This is a genomic window from Pseudomonas sp. EL_65y_Pfl2_R96, from assembly GCF_963970905.1.
Lineage (GTDB): Bacteria > Pseudomonadota > Gammaproteobacteria > Pseudomonadales > Pseudomonadaceae > Aquipseudomonas.
In genome coordinates this window covers 1-16146 of sequence record NZ_CAXAQH010000024.1, presented here as the reverse complement: position 1 = coordinate 16146, position 16146 = coordinate 1, and the positions used below count along the sequence as shown (strand labels likewise).

The following is a 16146-nucleotide window of genomic DNA, read 5'->3' as shown; positions in this document are numbered from 1 at the left end:
CCTCCTCTCATGGCAACCGGTTGCGCAAGGTGGCAACCACGTTGAAGGTTTGATTGCGTACCCGGTTGTTCGGGTCGGTGAGGGTCAGCGTGAGCCGCACGCTGCGGATTCGCGCCGGATCGGACGGGTTGCCGCTGTAGCTGGAAGCGGACGTATCGGTGGCCGAACTGGCGAGGCCGAAGCTCACGCCAAACGCACTGACATTGTTCACCAATACCTGCTGCGTCGGCGTACCGGTGCCGGTGCCCATCAGCAGTTGGTTGTTGCTGAAGCTGTAGACCAGCCGCCGGATCGGAATCGCCAACTGCCCCGATGCCGGCGTACGTACACCGGTGTAGGCTGTCGCTGTATTACGGCAGTCGGAAACCACCGTCCAGGTCGGCACCCCGCCACTGCCGCCGACATCCGCGGTGACCAGGGTCAATTTGAGGTTGGCATTGTCCCAACTGATCGGCGTGATCTGGGCGGCGTTGAAATCCCCCGCCGAGCTGGCATCGGTAATCGTACCCAGGCAACCGAACATGCCGACCATGCGGATTTCCTGAATCATCTTGCTCAGGACGAACCGCGCATCTTCCTGCATCCCGGCAGCGGTGTTCTGGCTGACGTAGGTGTTTTTCGCGGCGATGAAAATCTGTGCCACGCCCAGGACCACGATCAGGCTCAACGCCAGGGCGATCAGTAATTCGATCAGGCCGAAACCTTTGCTGGTTCTGGTCATGGTGTCGTCGCCGGATCAACGGTGGCGCGACTGGTGAGGACGAAACTACGGCGCGAGTCGGCGGTATTCGCAGCTCGCGAGTCATCCCAGGTAATGGTGATGGTGTACACCCGCTGGTTTCGGGCGATGCTACCGGTCGCCGTGGCGCCGCCGAAATTGACGATATTGGTGGTGAAGTCGTAGAGGTCCTGATCCCGGGCCACGCTCAGGTTGCCCGAGGTCGGGGGCGTGACGGTGTAATCGGCCCCGGAGTTGGCGCGAATGCGGTCCATCATGTCGTAGGCGATAAAACTCGCCTGACTGGTCATCCGCGAGCTGTCGGTGTACTTCAGCGCATTGAGCTGAATCGCCGCCGCGCCCAACAACCCCACAGCCAGAACCAGCAACGCGACCAATACCTCGATCAGCGTCATGCCCTCCTGTGCACGCTTGCTCCAACCCCTCATCCGCAACTTCCACCCAGTAGAATTCGTCCGTTCAAACACACATTCAGCGTCCTGTTCTGTGCCCCCAGTACATAACTGATCACGACTGCCGTGGACGGCGCCGACAAACCGCCCAGATTGTTGAAATCAATAGCGGTCACTCCTGAGGTTAGCGTCAGAGTTGCACCGCTGCTCATCGCTGGAACAACCCGCAATACATTGGCCGGGTTGCCAGTACCGTCATAAACACTCAGCTCGCCGGTCCAGACACTGCCGCCAGCCGTCGGGCGAACCCGAGTGGTGAGGCCCCGATCAATCGCCTCAAGCCGTGCGTAATTGAGTGCACGTTGCAAGTCGCCGATCTCGGTGTCGGCCTTGTTGCTTTGCACCGAGCGGGTAAACGCCGGAACGGCCAGGGTGATCAGGATCAGAAACACCGCGAGCGTGATCAGCAACTCGATCAGCGTGAAACCTTTTGTACGATGATCCATCGGTGCGCTCCGTTGCCGTCGGCTATACCTGCTTCTACACGCTAGAACATTCGACCGAGGGATGTACGGTTGTTTTGCCATTACTCGCGCAAGGATCGCGCGGGCCGCAGCACTCCAGGGAGGGAGATGACATGCGTCAGCAAGGTTTCAGCCTGATCGAACTGCTCATGGGACTGACGATTGTCGGGATTGTTCTGCAACTGGTCAGTCCGGCGTTCGCCGCCTTTACAGAATCGAACCATCGGGAGCAGGCAGCGCAGTCGATTGCCAGCGGCATACGTAATGCCAGAACCGCTGCCATCACACGCAATCAGAGCGTTGTGATTCACGGCATCAACGGCGACTGGGGTCAGGGCTGGCGGATCATTCTGGATCTCAGCGGCAAAGGCCCGGAGGACAGCAGCAATCCGCTGCTGGTTGAGCGCGCGAGTGGCGCCCGGGTGCCGATTGTCGGCAACTGGCCGGTCAGGCGATACATACGTTTCAACAGTATTGGCGAACCACAGATGCCCGGACGGGCCTTTCAAGCAGGGACACTGCACATTTGCGCAGCCCGCGAACCGGTCTCTCAGCTCCAGGTGGTGCTGGCCGCGACCGGTCGCGTCAGCCTGCGCAGCCATCAGGCTGAGCAGGCGCTGTGTCCAGGAGGGAAAAGCGTTAAAGCAAGGAGCGCACGCGCAGCTCTTTAGGCATGGAGAAGGTGATGTTCTCTTCGCGGCCGGCCAGTTCATCGGCACCGGTGGCGCCCCAGGCCTGCAATTGCTGAATCACGCCACGCACCAGCACTTCCGGAGCGGAGGCACCGGCGGTGATACCAATACGCTCGACACCGTCGAACCAGCTCTTTTGCAGATCTTCGGCGCCGTCGATCAGATAGGCCGGGGTAGCCATGCGTTCGGCCAGTTCACGCAGACGATTGGAGTTGGAGCTGTTCGGGCTACCGACCACCAGCACCACGTCGCATTCGTCGGCCAGTTGTTTGACGGCGTCTTGACGGTTTTGCGTGGCGTAGCAGATGTCGTCCTTGCGCGGACCGCCGATCGCCGGGAAACGTGTACGCAGAGCGTCGATCACGCGGCTGGTATCGTCCATGGACAGGGTGGTCTGGGTAACGAAGGCCAGCCTTTCAGGGTTGTTCACCTGCAACGCTGCGACGTCTTTTTCGTCTTCGACCAGATAGATCGCGCCACCATTGCTGCCATCGTACTGGCCCATGGTGCCTTCGACTTCCGGGTGGCCGGCATGGCCGATGAGGATGCATTCACGGCCGTCGCGGCTGTAACGCGCGACTTCGATGTGCACCTTGGTCACCAGCGGACAGGTAGCGTCGAACACCTTCAGGCCACGGCCTGCGGCTTCGGTGCGCACGGCCTGGGAAACCCCGTGGGCACTGAAGATCACGATCACGTCGTCCGGCACCTGATCCAGTTCCTCGACGAAGATTGCCCCACGGGCGCGCAGGTCTTCGACAACGAATTTGTTGTGGACCACTTCATGGCGCACGTAGATCGGCGGCCCGAAGACTTCCAGGGCGCGGTTGACGATTTCGATCGCCCGGTCCACACCGGCGCAGAAGCCACGGGGGTTGGCGAGTTTGATTTGCATGCTGTGCCTCGTGTCTTGCGCGCAAGAAATAGCGAAACAGTGAAAAACCAATTGTGGGAGCGAGCCTGCTCGCGATGGCGGAGTGTCAGTCAACATCAATGTTGAATGTCAGGTACTCATCGCGAGCAGGCTCGCTCCCACATTTTTCCGTATTCGGTCAGTTACAGCGCCTTGACGTTGATGATCTCGACGTCAAAGGTCAAGGTTTTGCCGGCGAGCGGGTGGTTGAAGTCGATGGTCACTTGCGCGTCATCAAATTCCTTCACCACGCCTGGCAGCTCGGTATTGGCCGCATCGTTGAAGATCACCAGCAGTCCTGGCGACAGTTCCATGTCCTGGAACTGCGAGCGCGGGATGATCTGCACATTTTGCGGATTAGGTTGACCAAAGGCGTTTTCCGGCTCGACGGTCAGGCTGCGCTTGTCGCCGGCCTTGAAGCCGAACAGCGCGGCTTCGAAGCCTGGCAACAGGTTGCCGTCGCCGACCTTGAAGGTCGCCGGGGCTTTGTCGAAGGTACTGTCGACGGTGTCGCCGTTCTCCAGGCGCAATGCAAAGTGCAAGGTGACTTCCGTGTTCTGGCCAATGCGTTGCTCAGCCAATACCTGCTCAGTCATGAACGGTTTCTCCGGTCTTCTTACTTTTGAACATATCCAGCGCAAGCATCACGGCACCGACAGAAATTGCGCTGTCGGCAAAGTTGAACGCCGGGAAATACCAGCGGTTCTGCCAGTGCACCAGAATGAAATCGATCACATGGCCCAGGGCAATGCGGTCGTACAGATTGCCCAGCGCGCCACCCAGCACCAAGGCCAGCGCAATCGCCAGCCAGGTTTCGTTGCGTCCCAGGCGCTTGAGCCAGATCACCAGCACCGCGCTGACCACCACCGCGATCAAGGCGAACAGCCAACGCTGCCAGCCCGAGCTATCGGCCAGGAAGCTGAACGCCGCGCCAGTGTTGTAGGCCAGGGTCCAGCTGAACAAATCGGGGATCACCACGATTTGCTGGTACATCTCGAGCTTGCCTTCGAAGTAGAACTTGCTGGCCTGGTCAATGACCAGGACCAGCAAACTCAACCAGAGCCAGCTCAGCCGTCCGAAACGGCCAACGGCATTAGGCATAGTGACGAACCTCGCCCGCGCCGCTGATGTTATCGACGCAACGACCGCAGATTTCCGGATGCTCCGGGTTCACGCCGACGTCTTCACGGCAATGCCAGCAACGGGCGCACTTGGCGAAGCCCGACTTGACCACTTTGAGCTTCAGGCCGCTGACTTCGGTGACCACCGCGTCGGCCGGCGCCTGCACGAACGGTGCAACGCTGGCGGTCGAGGTGATCAGCACGAAGCGCAGTTCGTTGCTCAGCTTGGCCAGATCGGCACTCAGCGCGTCTTCGGCGAACAGTGTCACTTCGGCTTGCAGGTTGCCACCGACAGCCTTCGCCGCGCGCTGGATTTCCATTTCCTTGTTGACCGCCACCTTCACCGCCATGATCCGCTCCCAGTAGGCGCGGTCCAGCTCGAAGCCTTCCGGCAGTTCAGTCAGGCCTTCGTACCAGGTGTTGAGCATCACAGACTCGTTACGCTCGCCCGGCAGGTACTGCCACAGCTCGTCGGCGGTGAACGCCAGGATCGGCGCGATCCAGCGCACCAGCGCTTCGCTGATGTGGAACAGCGCGGTTTGGCACGAACGACGGGCCTTGCTGTCGGCGCCAGTGGTGTACTGACGGTCCTTGATGATGTCCAGGTAGAAACCGCCCAACTCCTGCACGCAGAAGTTGTGGATCTTGGAGTAAACGTTCCAGAAGCGGTATTCGCCGTAGTGCTCCTGCAGCTCGCGTTGCAGCAACAGGGTACGGTCCACGGCCCAACGGTCCAGGGCGAGCATTTCTTCGGCCGGCAGGATGTCGGTGGCCGGGTTGAAACCGGTCAGGTTGGAAAGCAGGAAGCGCGCGGTGTTACGGATACGCCGGTAGGCGTCCGCACTGCGTTGCAGGATCTGCTCGGAAACCGCCATTTCACCCGAATAGTCGGTGGAAGCGACCCACAGACGCATGATATCGGCGCCCAGGGTGTCGTTGACCTTCTGCGGCGCGATTACGTTGCCCAGGGACTTGGACATTTTGCGACCGGATTCGTCAACGGTGAAACCGTGGGTCAGCAGCTCGCGGTACGGCGCGTGGTCGTCGATGGCGCAACCGGTCAGCAACGACGAGTGGAACCAGCCGCGGTGCTGGTCCGAGCCTTCCAGGTACAGGTCGGCGCGTGGACCGGTCTCGTGGCCCATCGGGTGCGAACCGCGCAGGACGTGCCAGTGCGTGGTGCCCGAGTCGAACCAGACGTCCAGGGTGTCGCTGATCTTGTCGTACAGCGGCGCCTCTTCACCGAGCAACTCGGCGGCGTCCATCTTGAACCAGGCTTCGATACCTTCGACTTCGACGCGCTGGGCGACGATTTCCATCAGCTCGACGGTGCGTGGGTGCAGTTCGCCGCTTTCCTTGTTCAGGAAGAACGGGATCGGCACACCCCAGTTACGCTGACGGGAGATGCACCAGTCCGGACGGTTGGCGATCATCGAGTGCAGACGCGCCTGGCCCCAGGCCGGAACGAACTTGGTGTCTTCGATGGCTTTGATTGCGCGTCTGCGCAGGGTGTCGCCAGTCGTCGGCTCTTTGTCCATGCCGATGAACCACTGCGCGGTGGCGCGGTAGATCAGCGGGGTCTTGTGACGCCAGCAGTGCATGTAGCTGTGTTCGATGGTGGTAGTGTGCAGCAGCGCGCCGACTTCGGTCAGTTTGTCGACGATGGCCGGGTTGGCCTTCCAGATGAACTGGCCGCCGAAGAACTCCAGCGACGGCACATACACGCCATTGCTTTGTACCGGGTTCAGGATGTCGTCGTTGACCATGCCGTAGGCTTTGCAGGTCACGAAGTCGTCCACGCCGTAGGCTGGCGCGGAGTGGACCACGCCGGTGCCCGCGCCCAGTTCGACGTAGTCGGCCAGGTAAACCGGCGACAGACGATCGTAGAACGGGTGACGGAAGTTGATCAGCTCCAGCGCCTTGCCGGTGGTGGTGGCGATCACCGAACCTTCCACGCTGTAGCGGGCCAGGCAGGACTCGACCAGCTCTTCAGCCAGCACCAGCAGCTTGTCGCCGACGTCGACCAGGGCGTAATTGAATTCCGGGTGAACGTTCAACGCCTGGTTGGCCGGGATGGTCCACGGGGTGGTGGTCCAGATCACGATCGAGGCGGGTTTGCCCAGCGATGGCAGACCGAACGCGGCGGCCAGTTTGGCTTCGTCGGTGATCGGGAACGCCACGTCGATGGTCGCGGATTTTTTGTTCTCGTACTCGACTTCCGCTTCAGCCAGGGCCGAACCGCAGTCAAAGCACCAGTTCACAGGCTTCAGGCCCTTGAATACGAAGCCACCCTTGACGATTTCCGCCAGGGCGCGGATTTCACCAGCCTCGTTTTTGAAGTCCATGGTCTTGTACGGGTTGGCGAAATCGCCCAACACGCCCAGACGGATGAATTCGGATTTCTGCCCTTCGATCTGCTCGGTGGCGTAGGCACGGCACAGTTCGCGGGTTTTGTCGGCGCCCAGGTTCTTGCCGTGGGTCACTTCGACTTTGTGCTCGATCGGCAGACCATGGCAGTCCCAGCCCGGAACATAAGGCGCGTCGAAACCCGACAGGGTTTTCGAGCGGATGATCATGTCCTTGAGAATCTTGTTCAGCGCATGACCGATGTGAATCGTGCCGTTGGCGTACGGAGGACCGTCGTGCAGTACGAACTTCGGACGATCCTTGCCAATCTCGCGCAACTTACCGTACAGGCCAATGCTGTCCCAGCGCTGCAGAATCTGCGGTTCGCGCTGAGGCAGGCCGGCCTTCATTGGGAAGGCGGTGTCCGGAAGGTTTAGCGTGGCTTTATAGTCGGTCATTTAAGGCTCTTCATTAGCGATTGGCGCTAGGTGCGACAGGGCACGGGCGGCGGCAACATCCGCATTGATCGCCGTCTTAAGCGCCTCCAGAGAGGCGAAACGCTGCTCTTCACGCAGCTTGTGGTGGAAAACCACCGTCAAACGCCGGTCATACAGATCGCCGGCAAAATCTAAAAGGTGTACTTCGAGGTGGGCTTTGCCATCCCCTTCGACCGTTGGCCGTACGCCGATATTGGCGACACCTGGCCAGGTCTTGCCGTCGATGTCGACGTTGACCAGGTAAACCCCGCTCAGCGGCACACGACGACGCTTGAGCTGCACGTTGACCGTGGGCGTACCCAGCTGGCGCGCCAGCTTCTGGCCGTGCAGGACTCGCCCGGCAATCCGGTACGGACGACCGAGCAACTGCTCGGCCAAGGCAAAATCGGCAGCGGCCAGGGCATTACGCACCTGAGTGCTGCTGACACGAATGCCGTCCATCTCGACGGTCTGCGCCGCTTCGACGGTAAACCCCTGAAGGGCGCCGGCCTGCTGCAGGAAATCGAAATCCCCCAGCCGGTCACAGCCGAAACGGAAATCGTCACCGACTTCCAGATGCTGCACGCCGAGGCCGTCCACCAGAATAGTATCGACGAACTCTCTGGCGCTGAGTTTGCTCAGTCGCTGATTGAAAGCCAGGCACAGCACCCGATCGACACCTTCTTCGGCCAGCAACTGCAGTTTGTCCCGCAGGCGGGCCAGACGGGCCGGGGCGGTGTCCGGGGCGAAGAACTCTCGCGGCTGCGGCTCGAAAATCACCACGCAGCTGGGCACGCCCAACTCGAGCGCACGCTCACGCAGCCGGGCCAGGATAGCCTGGTGACCACGGTGAACACCGTCAAAGTTGCCAATAGTGGCGACACAGCCCCGATGCTGGGGGCGCAGGTTGTGGAGGCCTCGAACCAGCTGCATAACGCGCTTCTTGCTCATAAAGTGGTCGATTATAACCACACCCGGCGGCCGACGACAGGCAACACCGTAACCCAAAGTGATCGAGCCGACAAAACCGTCGGCCCGCCCGTATTTATCGAGACAAAAGCCTCAGCTCAATGCCTTGCGATTGAAGTCGCGCAAACGGAAGCCCATCAACAGCAACATGCCGAAATACGCCACCACGCCGGCGATCACCAACGCGCCCAGACGCAGCAGGCGCTCAAGCATATCCCCCTGCTCCCAGGCCGGCATAAAGTGCATCGCACCCAGCAATACCGCGGACATCACCGCGACCGCCACCAACAGTTTGAGCCCGAACTTCGCCCAGCCCGGTTGTGGCTGATACATCTGCTGCTTGCGCAGTTGATAGAACAGCAGCCCGGCGTTGATGCAGGCCCCCGCGCTGATGGCCAGGGCCAGACCGGCGTGAGCCAACGGCCCGATCAGCACCAGGTTGAACAGCTGGGTGACGATCAGGGTGAAAATCGCGATTTTTACCGGGGTGCGAATGTTTTGTTGCGCATAAAAGCCCGGCGCCAGCACTTTGATCACGATAATCCCCAGCAAACCGACGGAATAAGCGATTAACGCGCGCTGGGTCATGGCCGCGTCAAAAGCGCTGAACTGGCCGTACTGAAACAACGAAACCGTCAGCGGCTCTGCCAGAATCCCCAGCGCCAGAGAGCACGGCAACACCAGCATGAAGCACAGGCGCAGCCCCCAATCGAGTATCCGTGAATATTCGTGGCGATCCTGGCTGGCGTAAGTCTTGGCCAGGGTCGGCAGCAAAATCGTTCCCAGTGCCACACCCAGCACGCCGGATGGCAATTCCATCAGACGGTCGGCGTAATACATCCAGGACACGGAACCGGCCACCAGAAACGAAGCGAATATGGTGTTGATGATCAGCGAAATCTGGCTCACCGAAACGCCAATGATCGCCGGCAGCATCTGTTTCATGACCCGCCAGACACCGCTATCGCGCAGGTTCAGGCGCGGCAGCACCAGCATGCCGATCTTTTTCAGGTGCGGCAGCTGGAACAGCAACTGCGCCAGCCCCCCCACCAGAACGGCCCAGCCCAGCGCCATCACCGGCGGATCGAAGTACGGCGTCAGGAACACCGAAAAGATGATCATGCTGACATTGAGCAGGGTCGGCACGAAGGCCGGCACCGAGAAGCGGTTCCAGGTGTTGAGGATCGCTCCGGCCAATGAAGACAGCGAGATCAGCAATATATAAGGAAAAGTGACCCGTAACAGGTCGGTGGTCAGCTCGAATTTTTCCGGAGAATCGACGAAACCCGGTGCCGTGGCCCAGATAACCCAGGGCGCGGCAAGCATGCCCAACGCGGTGACCAGCGCCAGCACCAGCGTCAGCAGGCCCGAGACGTAGGCAATGAAGGTTCGCGTCGCCTCTTCACCCTTCTGGCTTTTGTATTCGGCAAGAATCGGCACGAAGGCTTGGGAAAACGCCCCTTCGGCGAAGATCCGCCGCAGTAGATTGGGCAGTTTGAAGGCGATAAAGAAGGCGTCGGTCGCCATCCCCGCACCAAATGCACGGGCGATTAGGGTGTCACGAACAAACCCCAACACCCGGGAAAGCATCGTGATAGAGCTGACAGCGGCCAACGATTTGAGCAGATTCATTGAAAGAGTTTTTGCCTGTCGATAAACAGCAGGCGAACAACGCGCCCACTTATGCGATACTCCGCGCCGCAACAGCACAGAGCCAAAGCTCGCGAGTTTACAGGTCGCACGCCGGAAAGAAATATCCCGGCGCTCCATACCTGCCACTTAGCGGATCGTTTCAACCGCCCTTGACAAGACATCAACTCATCGGCATGATTCGCGGCCTATTTTGTTTGCTATTTCCTAAAAAGTCTTTCGAGGAGCTCGACGGTGGCCAACACACCTTCCGCCAAAAAACGTGCAAAACAGGCTGAGAAGCGTCGCAGCCACAACGCCAGCCTGCGTTCCATGGTTCGTACCTACATCAAGAATGTAGTTAAAGCCATCGACGCAAAAGACGCTGAAAAAGCTCAAGCTGCTTACGTTCTGGCCGTGCCAGTTATCGACCGTATGGCCGATAAAGGCATCATCCACAAGAACAAAGCTGCTCGTCATAAGAGCCGCCTGAATGGCCACGTAAAGGCCCTGAACGTTGCCGCTGCTGCCTAAGCGACACGCTCATTAAAAAACCGACCTCAGGGTCGGTTTTTTATTGCCTGCGATTTATCGAATACACCGCAAAAAAATGTGGGAGCGGGCTTGCTCGCGAAGGCGGCATAACAGTCAACACAGGTGTTGGATGCTAGTCAGTCTTCGCGAGCAAGCCCGCCCCCACATTTGGATCTGCGTTAACTTATTGAGCGTGAGTCCATGGCAGAATCGGAATCGCCGTCACCGCATTCTGCGGGCTGCCCTCGATCAAACGATCACTGTAGACCAGATACACCAGCGTATTGCGCTTCTTGTCGAGGAAGCGCACCACCTGCATGGTCTTGAATACCAGCGAGGTGCGCTCCTTGAACACTTCCTCGCCATCCTTGAGCTCACCCTTGAAATTGATCGGCCCGACCTGACGGCAGGCAATCGACGCCTCAGCGCGATCCTCGGCCAAGCCCAACCCACCTTTCACGCCGCCAGTTTTGGCCCGGGACAGGTAGCAGGTCACCCCCTCAACCTTCGGATCATCAAACGCCTCGACAACGATACGGTCGTTCGGGCCGACGAACTTGAACACCGTCGACACCTGACCAATTTCCTCAGCCGAGGCCAGCAGCGGCATCGCCAACAACAAGCTCAATAATCCTTTTGCCATACGCATTCAGGTATTCCTTCAGACCAGAATCAGGTTATCGCGGTGAACCAGCTCCGGTTCAGCCATGTAACCCAACAAACCGACAATCGCCTCAGACGACTGACCGATGATTTTTTGTGCTTCCAGCGCGCTGTAGTTAGCCAGGCCACGGGCGATTTCACGACCGTCCGGCGCCACACAAACCACCATTTCGCCACGACGAAAACTGCCCTGGACCAGTTTGACGCCCACCGGCAGCAAGCTTTTATTGCCCTGGGACAACGCCGTCACCGCGCCCGCATCCAGCACCAGGGTGCCGCGGGTTTGCAGATGCCCGGCCAACCACTGCTTGCGCGCCGCCAGCATGCCGCGCTCAGGCGACAGCAAGGTGCCGATGCGCTCGCCAGCCTTGAGGCGATCCAGCACCCGCTCAATACGCCCACCCACAATGATGGTGTGCGCACCGGAACGCGCCGCCAGACGTGCAGCGCGCAATTTGGTCTGCATACCGCCACGCCCCAGCGCACCGCCAGTGCCGCCGGCGACCGCATCCAGCGCCGGATCATCGGCTCGCGCTTCGTAAATCAGCTTGGCATCGGGATTGTTGCGCGGATCAGCGTCGAACATGCCATCGCGATCGGTGAGGATCACCAGCAAATCAGCCTCGACCAGGTTCGCCACCAGCGCCGCCAGCGTGTCGTTGTCGCCGAAACGGATTTCGTCAGTGACCACGGTATCGTTCTCGTTGATCACCGGGATCACCTTAAGCTCGACCAGCGCGCGCAACGTACTGCGAGCGTTCAGGTAGCGCTTGCGGTCAGACAAATCGTCGTGAGTCAGGAGAATCTGCGCGGTATGCCGGCCATGCTCGGCGAAGCTCGACTCCCAAGCCTGCACCAACCCCATCTGACCGATGGCGGCAGCCGCCTGCAACTCGTGCATGGCACCGGGTCGTACGGTCCAGCCCAGACGACTCATGCCCGCCGCCACCGCCCCGGAGGACACCAGCACCAGCTCAACACCTGCCTCATGCAGGGCAACCATCTGCTCGACCCAGACACCCATTGCCGCGCGATCCAGGCCCTTGCCGTCCGCCGTCAGCAAAGCGCTGCCGATTTTCACGACCCAACGCTGCGCACCTGTCACCTTGCTCCGCATCATCTTCAACCTTAGCTTGAGGACAGCACGACCCAGCGCTGCCCGTAACGTTATTCGTGACTACCGATTTCCAGATACTAAAACGCCGCTCCAGTGAGCGGCGCTTAAGTTTATCGCAACGAATCAGTCACGCACGTAAATGATTTCCGGACCGTCTTCGTCATCCACATCTTCTTCGTCCCAATCGTCGTCACCGATATCATGGACCGACTTCACGCCGCTGCGGCGCAGAGCACGCTGATCGTCCAGCGCCTGCAACTGGGCACGGGCCTCGTCTTCGATGCGCTGATCGAGCTCGGCCAGCTCTTCCTTGTAGGCCGGGTCGTTAGCCAGACGATCGGCACGATCTTCCAGGTAACGCATGATGTCGTGGCACAGACGCTCGGTGCCTTGCTTGGCGATCGCCGAGATCACGTAGACCGGACCGGTCCACTCCAGACGATCAACGATTTCCTTGACGCGAGCATCGTGCTCCTCTTCGAGGATCTGGTCGCACTTGTTCAGCACCAGCCAGCGATCACGCTCGGCCAGGGACGGACTGAACTTGGTCAGCTCGCTGACGATCACTTCAGCGGCGTCCGGAGCACTGGTGTCATCCAGCGGCGCCATGTCGACGAGGTGCAGCAGCAAACGGGTACGCGACAAGTGCTTGAGGAAGCGAATCCCCAGGCCCGCACCGTCGGAAGCACCTTCGATCAGGCCCGGAATGTCCGCCACCACGAAGCTCTTCCAGCGATCGACGCTGACCACACCCAGGTTCGGCACCAGCGTGGTGAACGGGTAGTCAGCGACTTTCGGCTTGGCGGCCGACACCGAGCGAATGAAGGTGCTTTTACCGGCATTCGGCAAACCGAGCAGGCCGACGTCCGCCAATACTTTCATTTCCAGTTTCAGGTCGCGCTGCTCACCCGGCTTACCCGGCGTGGTCTGGCGCGGCGCGCGGTTGGTACTGGATTTGAAACGAGTGTTACCCAGACCGTGCCAGCCGCCCTGAACCACGAGCAGACGCTGACCAGCCTTGGTCAGGTCGCCGATGACTTCCTGGGTAGCAGAGTCGATCACAGTGGTACCGACCGGCACCCGCAGGACCAGGTCTTCACCTTTTTTGCCGGTGCAGTCGGTGCTGCCACCGTTGGAGCCACGCTCAGCATCGAAGTGCCGGGTGTAACGGTAGTCGACCAGGGTGTTCAGGTTTTCGTCGGCCATCATGTAGATGGAGCCGCCATCGCCACCGTCGCCGCCGTTCGGGCCGCCGTTTTCAATGAATTTCTCCCGACGGAAACTCATGCAACCGTTGCCACCGTCGCCGGCCTTTACTCGAATCGATACTTCATCAACAAACTTCATAACAAAACGCCTCTCGCCATACGGACGAGCCGAAAAACAACCAAGACATAAGACTCTTGCAAAAATGAGCGCAGCGACCTCAATCAACGACCGCCAATACAGCGCTGGAGCCCATCACAAACAGCTTTGCAAGAGACTCACCCCACAAACGAAAAAGCCCCGTCGCAAGACAGGGCTTTTCCAGCAACTACGTAATTATGCCGCGACGACGTCAGTCTTCGGGACAATGCTCACGTAACGACGACCGAAGGCGCCTTTTACTTCGAACTTGATCACGCCGTCGATTTTAGCGAACAGAGTGTGATCCTTGCCCATGCCAACGCCGTAGCCAGCGTGGAATTGGGTACCGCGCTGACGCACGATGATGTTGCCCGGAATGATAACCTGGCCGCCATACATCTTCACGCCAAGGCGTTTGGCTTCTGAGTCGCGACCGTTACGGGTACTACCACCAGCTTTTTTGTGTGCCATGAGTTCAATTCTCCTAGTGAGGAATTAGGCTGAAATTAAGCCTGAATACCGGTGATTTTGATCTCGGTGTACCACTGGCGGTGGCCCATACGCTTCATGTGGTGCTTACGGCGACGGAACTTGATGATGCGGACTTTATCGTGACGACCTTGGGAGATCACTTCAGCCACAACGGTAGCGCCAGGAACAACTGGAGCGCCGATATTCACGTCGTCGCCATTGGCAACCAACAGAACGCGATCAAAAGTTACGGATTCGCCGGTAGCGATTTCCAGTTTTTCGATCTTCAGGTATTCACCTGGAGCAACTTTGTACTGCTTGCCACCAGTAACGATTACTGCATAAGACATGGTATTTCTCCGATAATCCTGCTCACCCAGCTCTTTATAAGAAGAGGTATTGGCTGGCATGGCTGCATAAGGCTGGAAGGCCTGTTTGCAATTGCGTAAGGCAGGTGCTGCCCAGGAAGTTCAGGGTGCGCGATTGTACGCAAGCTGCTCTGGCGTTGCAAGTGGCCGTCCATCGTGCCTTGACAGGCCCGGACGTGGGTCCTAGCATGCCGCGCACCCCTTCTGGAGCAACTGTCGCTGATGCAACCCCAAGCTTTCTACCGCGCGGTGGCGGACGATTTTAGCGCCGTCGACGGCATCATCAAGAAGCAGCTGACTTCCCGAGTGCCGCTGGTATCGAAAATCGGCGACTACATTACCTCGGCTGGCGGTAAACGCCTGCGTCCGTTGCTCGTGCTGCTGTGCGGCAAGGCGCTGGGCCGCGAAGGCGATGACCTGCGTCTGCTGGCCGCCACCATCGAGTTCCTGCACACCGCCACCCTGCTACATGACGACGTCGTCGACATGTCAGGCATGCGCCGTGGTCGCTCGACCGCCAATGCCATGTGGGGCAACGCGCCGAGCGTGCTGGTGGGCGACTTCCTGTATTCGCGTTCTTTCGAAATGATGGTCGAACTGGGCTCCATGCCGGTGATGAAGATCCTTTCGCAAGCCACGCGCATCATCGCTGAAGGCGAAGTGTTGCAGCTGTCGAAGGTCCGCGACGCCAGCACCACCGAAGAAACCTACATGGAAGTCATCCGCGGCAAAACCGCGATGCTCTTCGAAGCCTCGACCCACAGTGCCGCCGCCCTGGCCGGGGCCTCGCTGGAACAGAGCGAAGCGCTGCGCACCTTCGGTGATCACCTGGGCGTGGCCTTCCAATTGGTCGACGACCTGCTGGACTACCGTGGCGATGCCGAGACCCTGGGCAAGAACGTCGGTGACGATCTGGCCGAAGGCAAACCGACTCTGCCGCTGATCTACACCATGCGCGAAGGCACTCCGGAGCAGGCCGCACTGGTTCGTCAGGCGATCCAGAAAGGTGGCATCGAAGATCTGGAAAGCATTCGCGAAGCTGTCGAAGCTTCCGGCTCGCTGGATTACACCGCGCAACTGGCCCGCGACTACGTGGCCCGTGCGATCAAGTGCCTGGACGCGCTGCCTGCCAGCGAATACCGCGATGCATTGGTGGAATTGAGCGAGTTTGCGGTAGCCCGTACGCACTGACACCCTCTTGCAAGGACCGGCTCCTGTGGGAGCTGGCTTGCCTGCGATGGCATCACCGCGGTGCATCTAAAACACCGGGGCGCCCGCATCGCGGGCAAGCCCGGCTCCCACAGGAGTAGCGTTGCCCCCCCCCCTCCTGCCTAAAACCCTATATAATGTGCGTTTTTAGCCATCCTGAATCCAAGGAGCTTTAGTGAGCACGTTGCCACCCTGCCCGAAATGCAATTCCGAATACACCTACGAAGACGGCGCGCAGCTGATCTGCCCGGAGTGCGCCCATGAGTGGTCCGCCAGCGGCGAAGCCGAAGTGGCCTCCGACGACACCGTGAAAAAGGATTCGGTCGGCAACGTTCTGCAGGACGGCGATACCATCACCGTGATCAAGGATCTCAAGGTCAAGGGCACGTCGCTGGTGGTCAAGGTCGGCACCAAGGTCAAGAACATCCGCCTGTGCGATGGCGATCATGACATCGACTGCAAGATCGACGGCATTGGCCCGATGAAGCTCAAATCCGAGTTCGTCAGAAAAGTCTGAGCCTGCTGTATTCCATCCCGCGCCTGGCGTGGGATGGTGCTTCGGGGGGGGGGGGGGGGGGGGGGGGGGGGGGGGGGGGGGGGGGGGGGGGGGGGGGGGGGGGGGGGGGGGGGGGGGGG

Annotated in this window: 18 protein-coding genes; 4 read left to right on the top strand and 14 right to left on the bottom strand. The window is 59.8% G+C overall.

Translation table 11 applies throughout. The features are described from left to right. Positions 1–7 precede the first annotated feature (7 nt). From AACY49_RS21515 to AACY49_RS21505, 3 genes are read right to left on the bottom strand one after another with little or no spacing between them, the layout of a single operon-like run. On the bottom strand, positions 8–721 hold the full coding sequence (locus AACY49_RS21515) for a PilW family protein (RefSeq protein WP_258699012.1): 714 nt from the start codon (positions 719–721) through the stop codon (positions 8–10). Then, positions 718–1167: a type IV pilus modification protein PilV gene (gene pilV, locus AACY49_RS21510; protein WP_320393263.1), complete on the bottom strand. Its 450-nt coding sequence runs from the start codon at positions 1165–1167 to the stop codon at positions 718–720. Before pilV ends, AACY49_RS21515 begins: the two co-directional genes overlap by 4 nt. Then, complete coding sequence (locus AACY49_RS21505) at positions 1164–1637, bottom strand: GspH/FimT family pseudopilin (RefSeq protein ID WP_320393262.1); 474 nt, start codon at positions 1635–1637, stop codon at positions 1164–1166. The genes pilV and AACY49_RS21505 overlap by 4 nt, the downstream gene beginning before the upstream one ends. A gap of 131 nt (positions 1638–1768) precedes the next feature. On the opposite strand from AACY49_RS21505, the gene AACY49_RS21500 reads away from it, so the two are divergent. Next, positions 1769–2326, top strand: a complete 558-nt coding sequence (locus AACY49_RS21500) for a GspH/FimT family pseudopilin (RefSeq protein ID WP_320394476.1) — start codon at positions 1769–1771, stop codon at positions 2324–2326. Here AACY49_RS21500 and ispH read toward each other — a convergent pair. The 6 genes from ispH to murJ all read right to left on the bottom strand — a co-directional run bounded on the left by ispH (position 2295) and on the right by murJ (position 9804). Further along, positions 2295–3242: a 4-hydroxy-3-methylbut-2-enyl diphosphate reductase gene (gene ispH, locus AACY49_RS21495; protein ID WP_008008700.1), complete on the bottom strand. Its 948-nt coding sequence runs from the start codon at positions 3240–3242 to the stop codon at positions 2295–2297. The two genes, AACY49_RS21500 and ispH, sit on opposite strands and share 32 nt — an antisense overlap. 161 nt (positions 3243–3403) lie before the next feature. Continuing rightward, complete coding sequence (gene fkpB / locus AACY49_RS21490) at positions 3404–3841, bottom strand: FKBP-type peptidyl-prolyl cis-trans isomerase (RefSeq protein ID WP_320394475.1); 438 nt, start codon at positions 3839–3841, stop codon at positions 3404–3406. 7 nt (positions 3842–3848) lie between these two features. Next, positions 3849–4361, bottom strand: coding sequence for a signal peptidase II (lspA, locus tag AACY49_RS21485; protein WP_320393261.1), 513 nt, complete (start codon positions 4359–4361; stop codon positions 3849–3851). Continuing rightward, positions 4354–7185 carry an isoleucine--tRNA ligase gene (ileS, locus tag AACY49_RS21480; protein ID WP_339526271.1) on the bottom strand — a complete coding sequence of 944 codons (2832 nt, stop codon included), beginning with the start codon at positions 7183–7185 and terminating at the stop codon, positions 4354–4356. The genes lspA and ileS overlap by 8 nt, the downstream gene beginning before the upstream one ends. Further along, positions 7186–8136, bottom strand: coding sequence for a bifunctional riboflavin kinase/FAD synthetase (gene ribF / locus AACY49_RS21475; protein ID WP_258699007.1), 951 nt, complete (start codon positions 8134–8136; stop codon positions 7186–7188). Between the two features lie 129 nt (positions 8137–8265). Continuing rightward, positions 8266–9804, bottom strand: a complete 1539-nt coding sequence (gene murJ / locus AACY49_RS21470; RefSeq protein WP_339526269.1) for a murein biosynthesis integral membrane protein MurJ — start codon at positions 9802–9804, stop codon at positions 8266–8268. 252 nt (positions 9805–10056) lie between these two features. Between murJ and rpsT the strand changes: the two genes are divergently transcribed. Then, positions 10057–10335 carry a 30S ribosomal protein S20 gene (rpsT, locus tag AACY49_RS21465; protein WP_003185593.1) on the top strand — a complete coding sequence of 93 codons (279 nt, stop codon included), beginning with the start codon at positions 10057–10059 and terminating at the stop codon, positions 10333–10335. Positions 10336–10519: 184 nt separating this feature from the next. Here the strand turns inward: rpsT and AACY49_RS21460 are convergent, their stop codons facing one another. From AACY49_RS21460 to rplU, 5 genes are all read right to left on the bottom strand, one after another. Continuing rightward, positions 10520–10984, bottom strand: coding sequence for a CreA family protein (locus tag AACY49_RS21460; RefSeq protein WP_258699005.1), 465 nt, complete (start codon positions 10982–10984; stop codon positions 10520–10522). A 12-nt stretch (positions 10985–10996) separates the two neighbouring features. Further along, the gene (gene proB, locus AACY49_RS21455; protein WP_258700650.1) at positions 10997–12115 is read right to left on the bottom strand and encodes a glutamate 5-kinase; all 1119 of its coding nucleotides are present in this window, start codon (positions 12113–12115) and stop codon (positions 10997–10999) included. A 123-nt stretch (positions 12116–12238) separates the two neighbouring features. Continuing rightward, positions 12239–13462 carry an Obg family GTPase CgtA gene (gene cgtA / locus AACY49_RS21450; protein WP_253418535.1) on the bottom strand — a complete coding sequence of 408 codons (1224 nt, stop codon included), beginning with the start codon at positions 13460–13462 and terminating at the stop codon, positions 12239–12241. 195 nt (positions 13463–13657) lie between these two features. Further along, positions 13658–13933: a 50S ribosomal protein L27 gene (rpmA, locus tag AACY49_RS21445; protein ID WP_007901871.1), complete on the bottom strand. Its 276-nt coding sequence runs from the start codon at positions 13931–13933 to the stop codon at positions 13658–13660. A 35-nt stretch (positions 13934–13968) separates the two neighbouring features. After that, positions 13969–14283: a 50S ribosomal protein L21 gene (rplU, locus tag AACY49_RS21440; RefSeq protein WP_007901869.1), complete on the bottom strand. Its 315-nt coding sequence runs from the start codon at positions 14281–14283 to the stop codon at positions 13969–13971. Positions 14284–14523: 240 nt separating this feature from the next. Here rplU and AACY49_RS21435 point away from each other — a divergent pair, with 240 nt between their 5' ends. Both AACY49_RS21435 and AACY49_RS21430 read left to right on the top strand, forming a co-directional pair. Next, entirely contained in the window at positions 14524–15492 is a 969-nt protein-coding gene (locus tag AACY49_RS21435) for a polyprenyl synthetase family protein (protein ID WP_019650960.1), read from the top strand. A 193-nt stretch (positions 15493–15685) separates the two neighbouring features. Next, positions 15686–16027 (top strand): zinc ribbon domain-containing protein YjdM, encoded by a 342-nt coding sequence (locus AACY49_RS21430; RefSeq protein ID WP_007901863.1) that lies wholly within the window; start codon positions 15686–15688, stop codon positions 16025–16027. Positions 16028–16146: the final 119 nt, after the last annotated feature.

Bases quoted from the DNA above. Each gene is read 5' to 3' on its own strand.
- AACY49_RS21515 (WP_258699012.1), bottom strand. From the start codon at position 721: ATGACCAGAACCAGCAAAGGTTTCGGCCTGATCGAATTACTGATCGCC.
- pilV (WP_320393263.1), bottom strand. From the start codon at position 1,167: ATGAGGGGTTGGAGCAAGCGTGCACAGGAGGGCATGACGCTGATCGAG.
- AACY49_RS21505 (WP_320393262.1), bottom strand. From the start codon at position 1,637: ATGGATCATCGTACAAAAGGTTTCACGCTGATCGAGTTGCTGATCACG.
- AACY49_RS21500 (WP_320394476.1), top strand. From the start codon at position 1,769: ATGCGTCAGCAAGGTTTCAGCCTGATCGAACTGCTCATGGGACTGACG.
- ispH (WP_008008700.1), bottom strand. From the start codon at position 3,242: ATGCAAATCAAACTCGCCAACCCCCGTGGCTTCTGCGCCGGTGTGGAC.
- lspA (WP_320393261.1), bottom strand. From the start codon at position 4,361: ATGCCTAATGCCGTTGGCCGTTTCGGACGGCTGAGCTGGCTCTGGTTG.
- ileS (WP_339526271.1), bottom strand. From the start codon at position 7,185: ATGACCGACTATAAAGCCACGCTAAACCTTCCGGACACCGCCTTCCCA.
- ribF (WP_258699007.1), bottom strand. From the start codon at position 8,136: ATGCAGCTGGTTCGAGGCCTCCACAACCTGCGCCCCCAGCATCGGGGC.
- murJ (WP_339526269.1), bottom strand. From the start codon at position 9,804: ATGAATCTGCTCAAATCGTTGGCCGCTGTCAGCTCTATCACGATGCTT.
- AACY49_RS21460 (WP_258699005.1), bottom strand. From the start codon at position 10,984: ATGCGTATGGCAAAAGGATTATTGAGCTTGTTGTTGGCGATGCCGCTG.
- proB (WP_258700650.1), bottom strand. From the start codon at position 12,115: ATGCGGAGCAAGGTGACAGGTGCGCAGCGTTGGGTCGTGAAAATCGGC.
- cgtA (WP_253418535.1), bottom strand. From the start codon at position 13,462: ATGAAGTTTGTTGATGAAGTATCGATTCGAGTAAAGGCCGGCGACGGT.
- rpmA (WP_007901871.1), bottom strand. From the start codon at position 13,933: ATGGCACACAAAAAAGCTGGTGGTAGTACCCGTAACGGTCGCGACTCA.
- rplU (WP_007901869.1), bottom strand. From the start codon at position 14,283: ATGTCTTATGCAGTAATCGTTACTGGTGGCAAGCAGTACAAAGTTGCT.
- AACY49_RS21435 (WP_019650960.1), top strand. From the start codon at position 14,524: ATGCAACCCCAAGCTTTCTACCGCGCGGTGGCGGACGATTTTAGCGCC.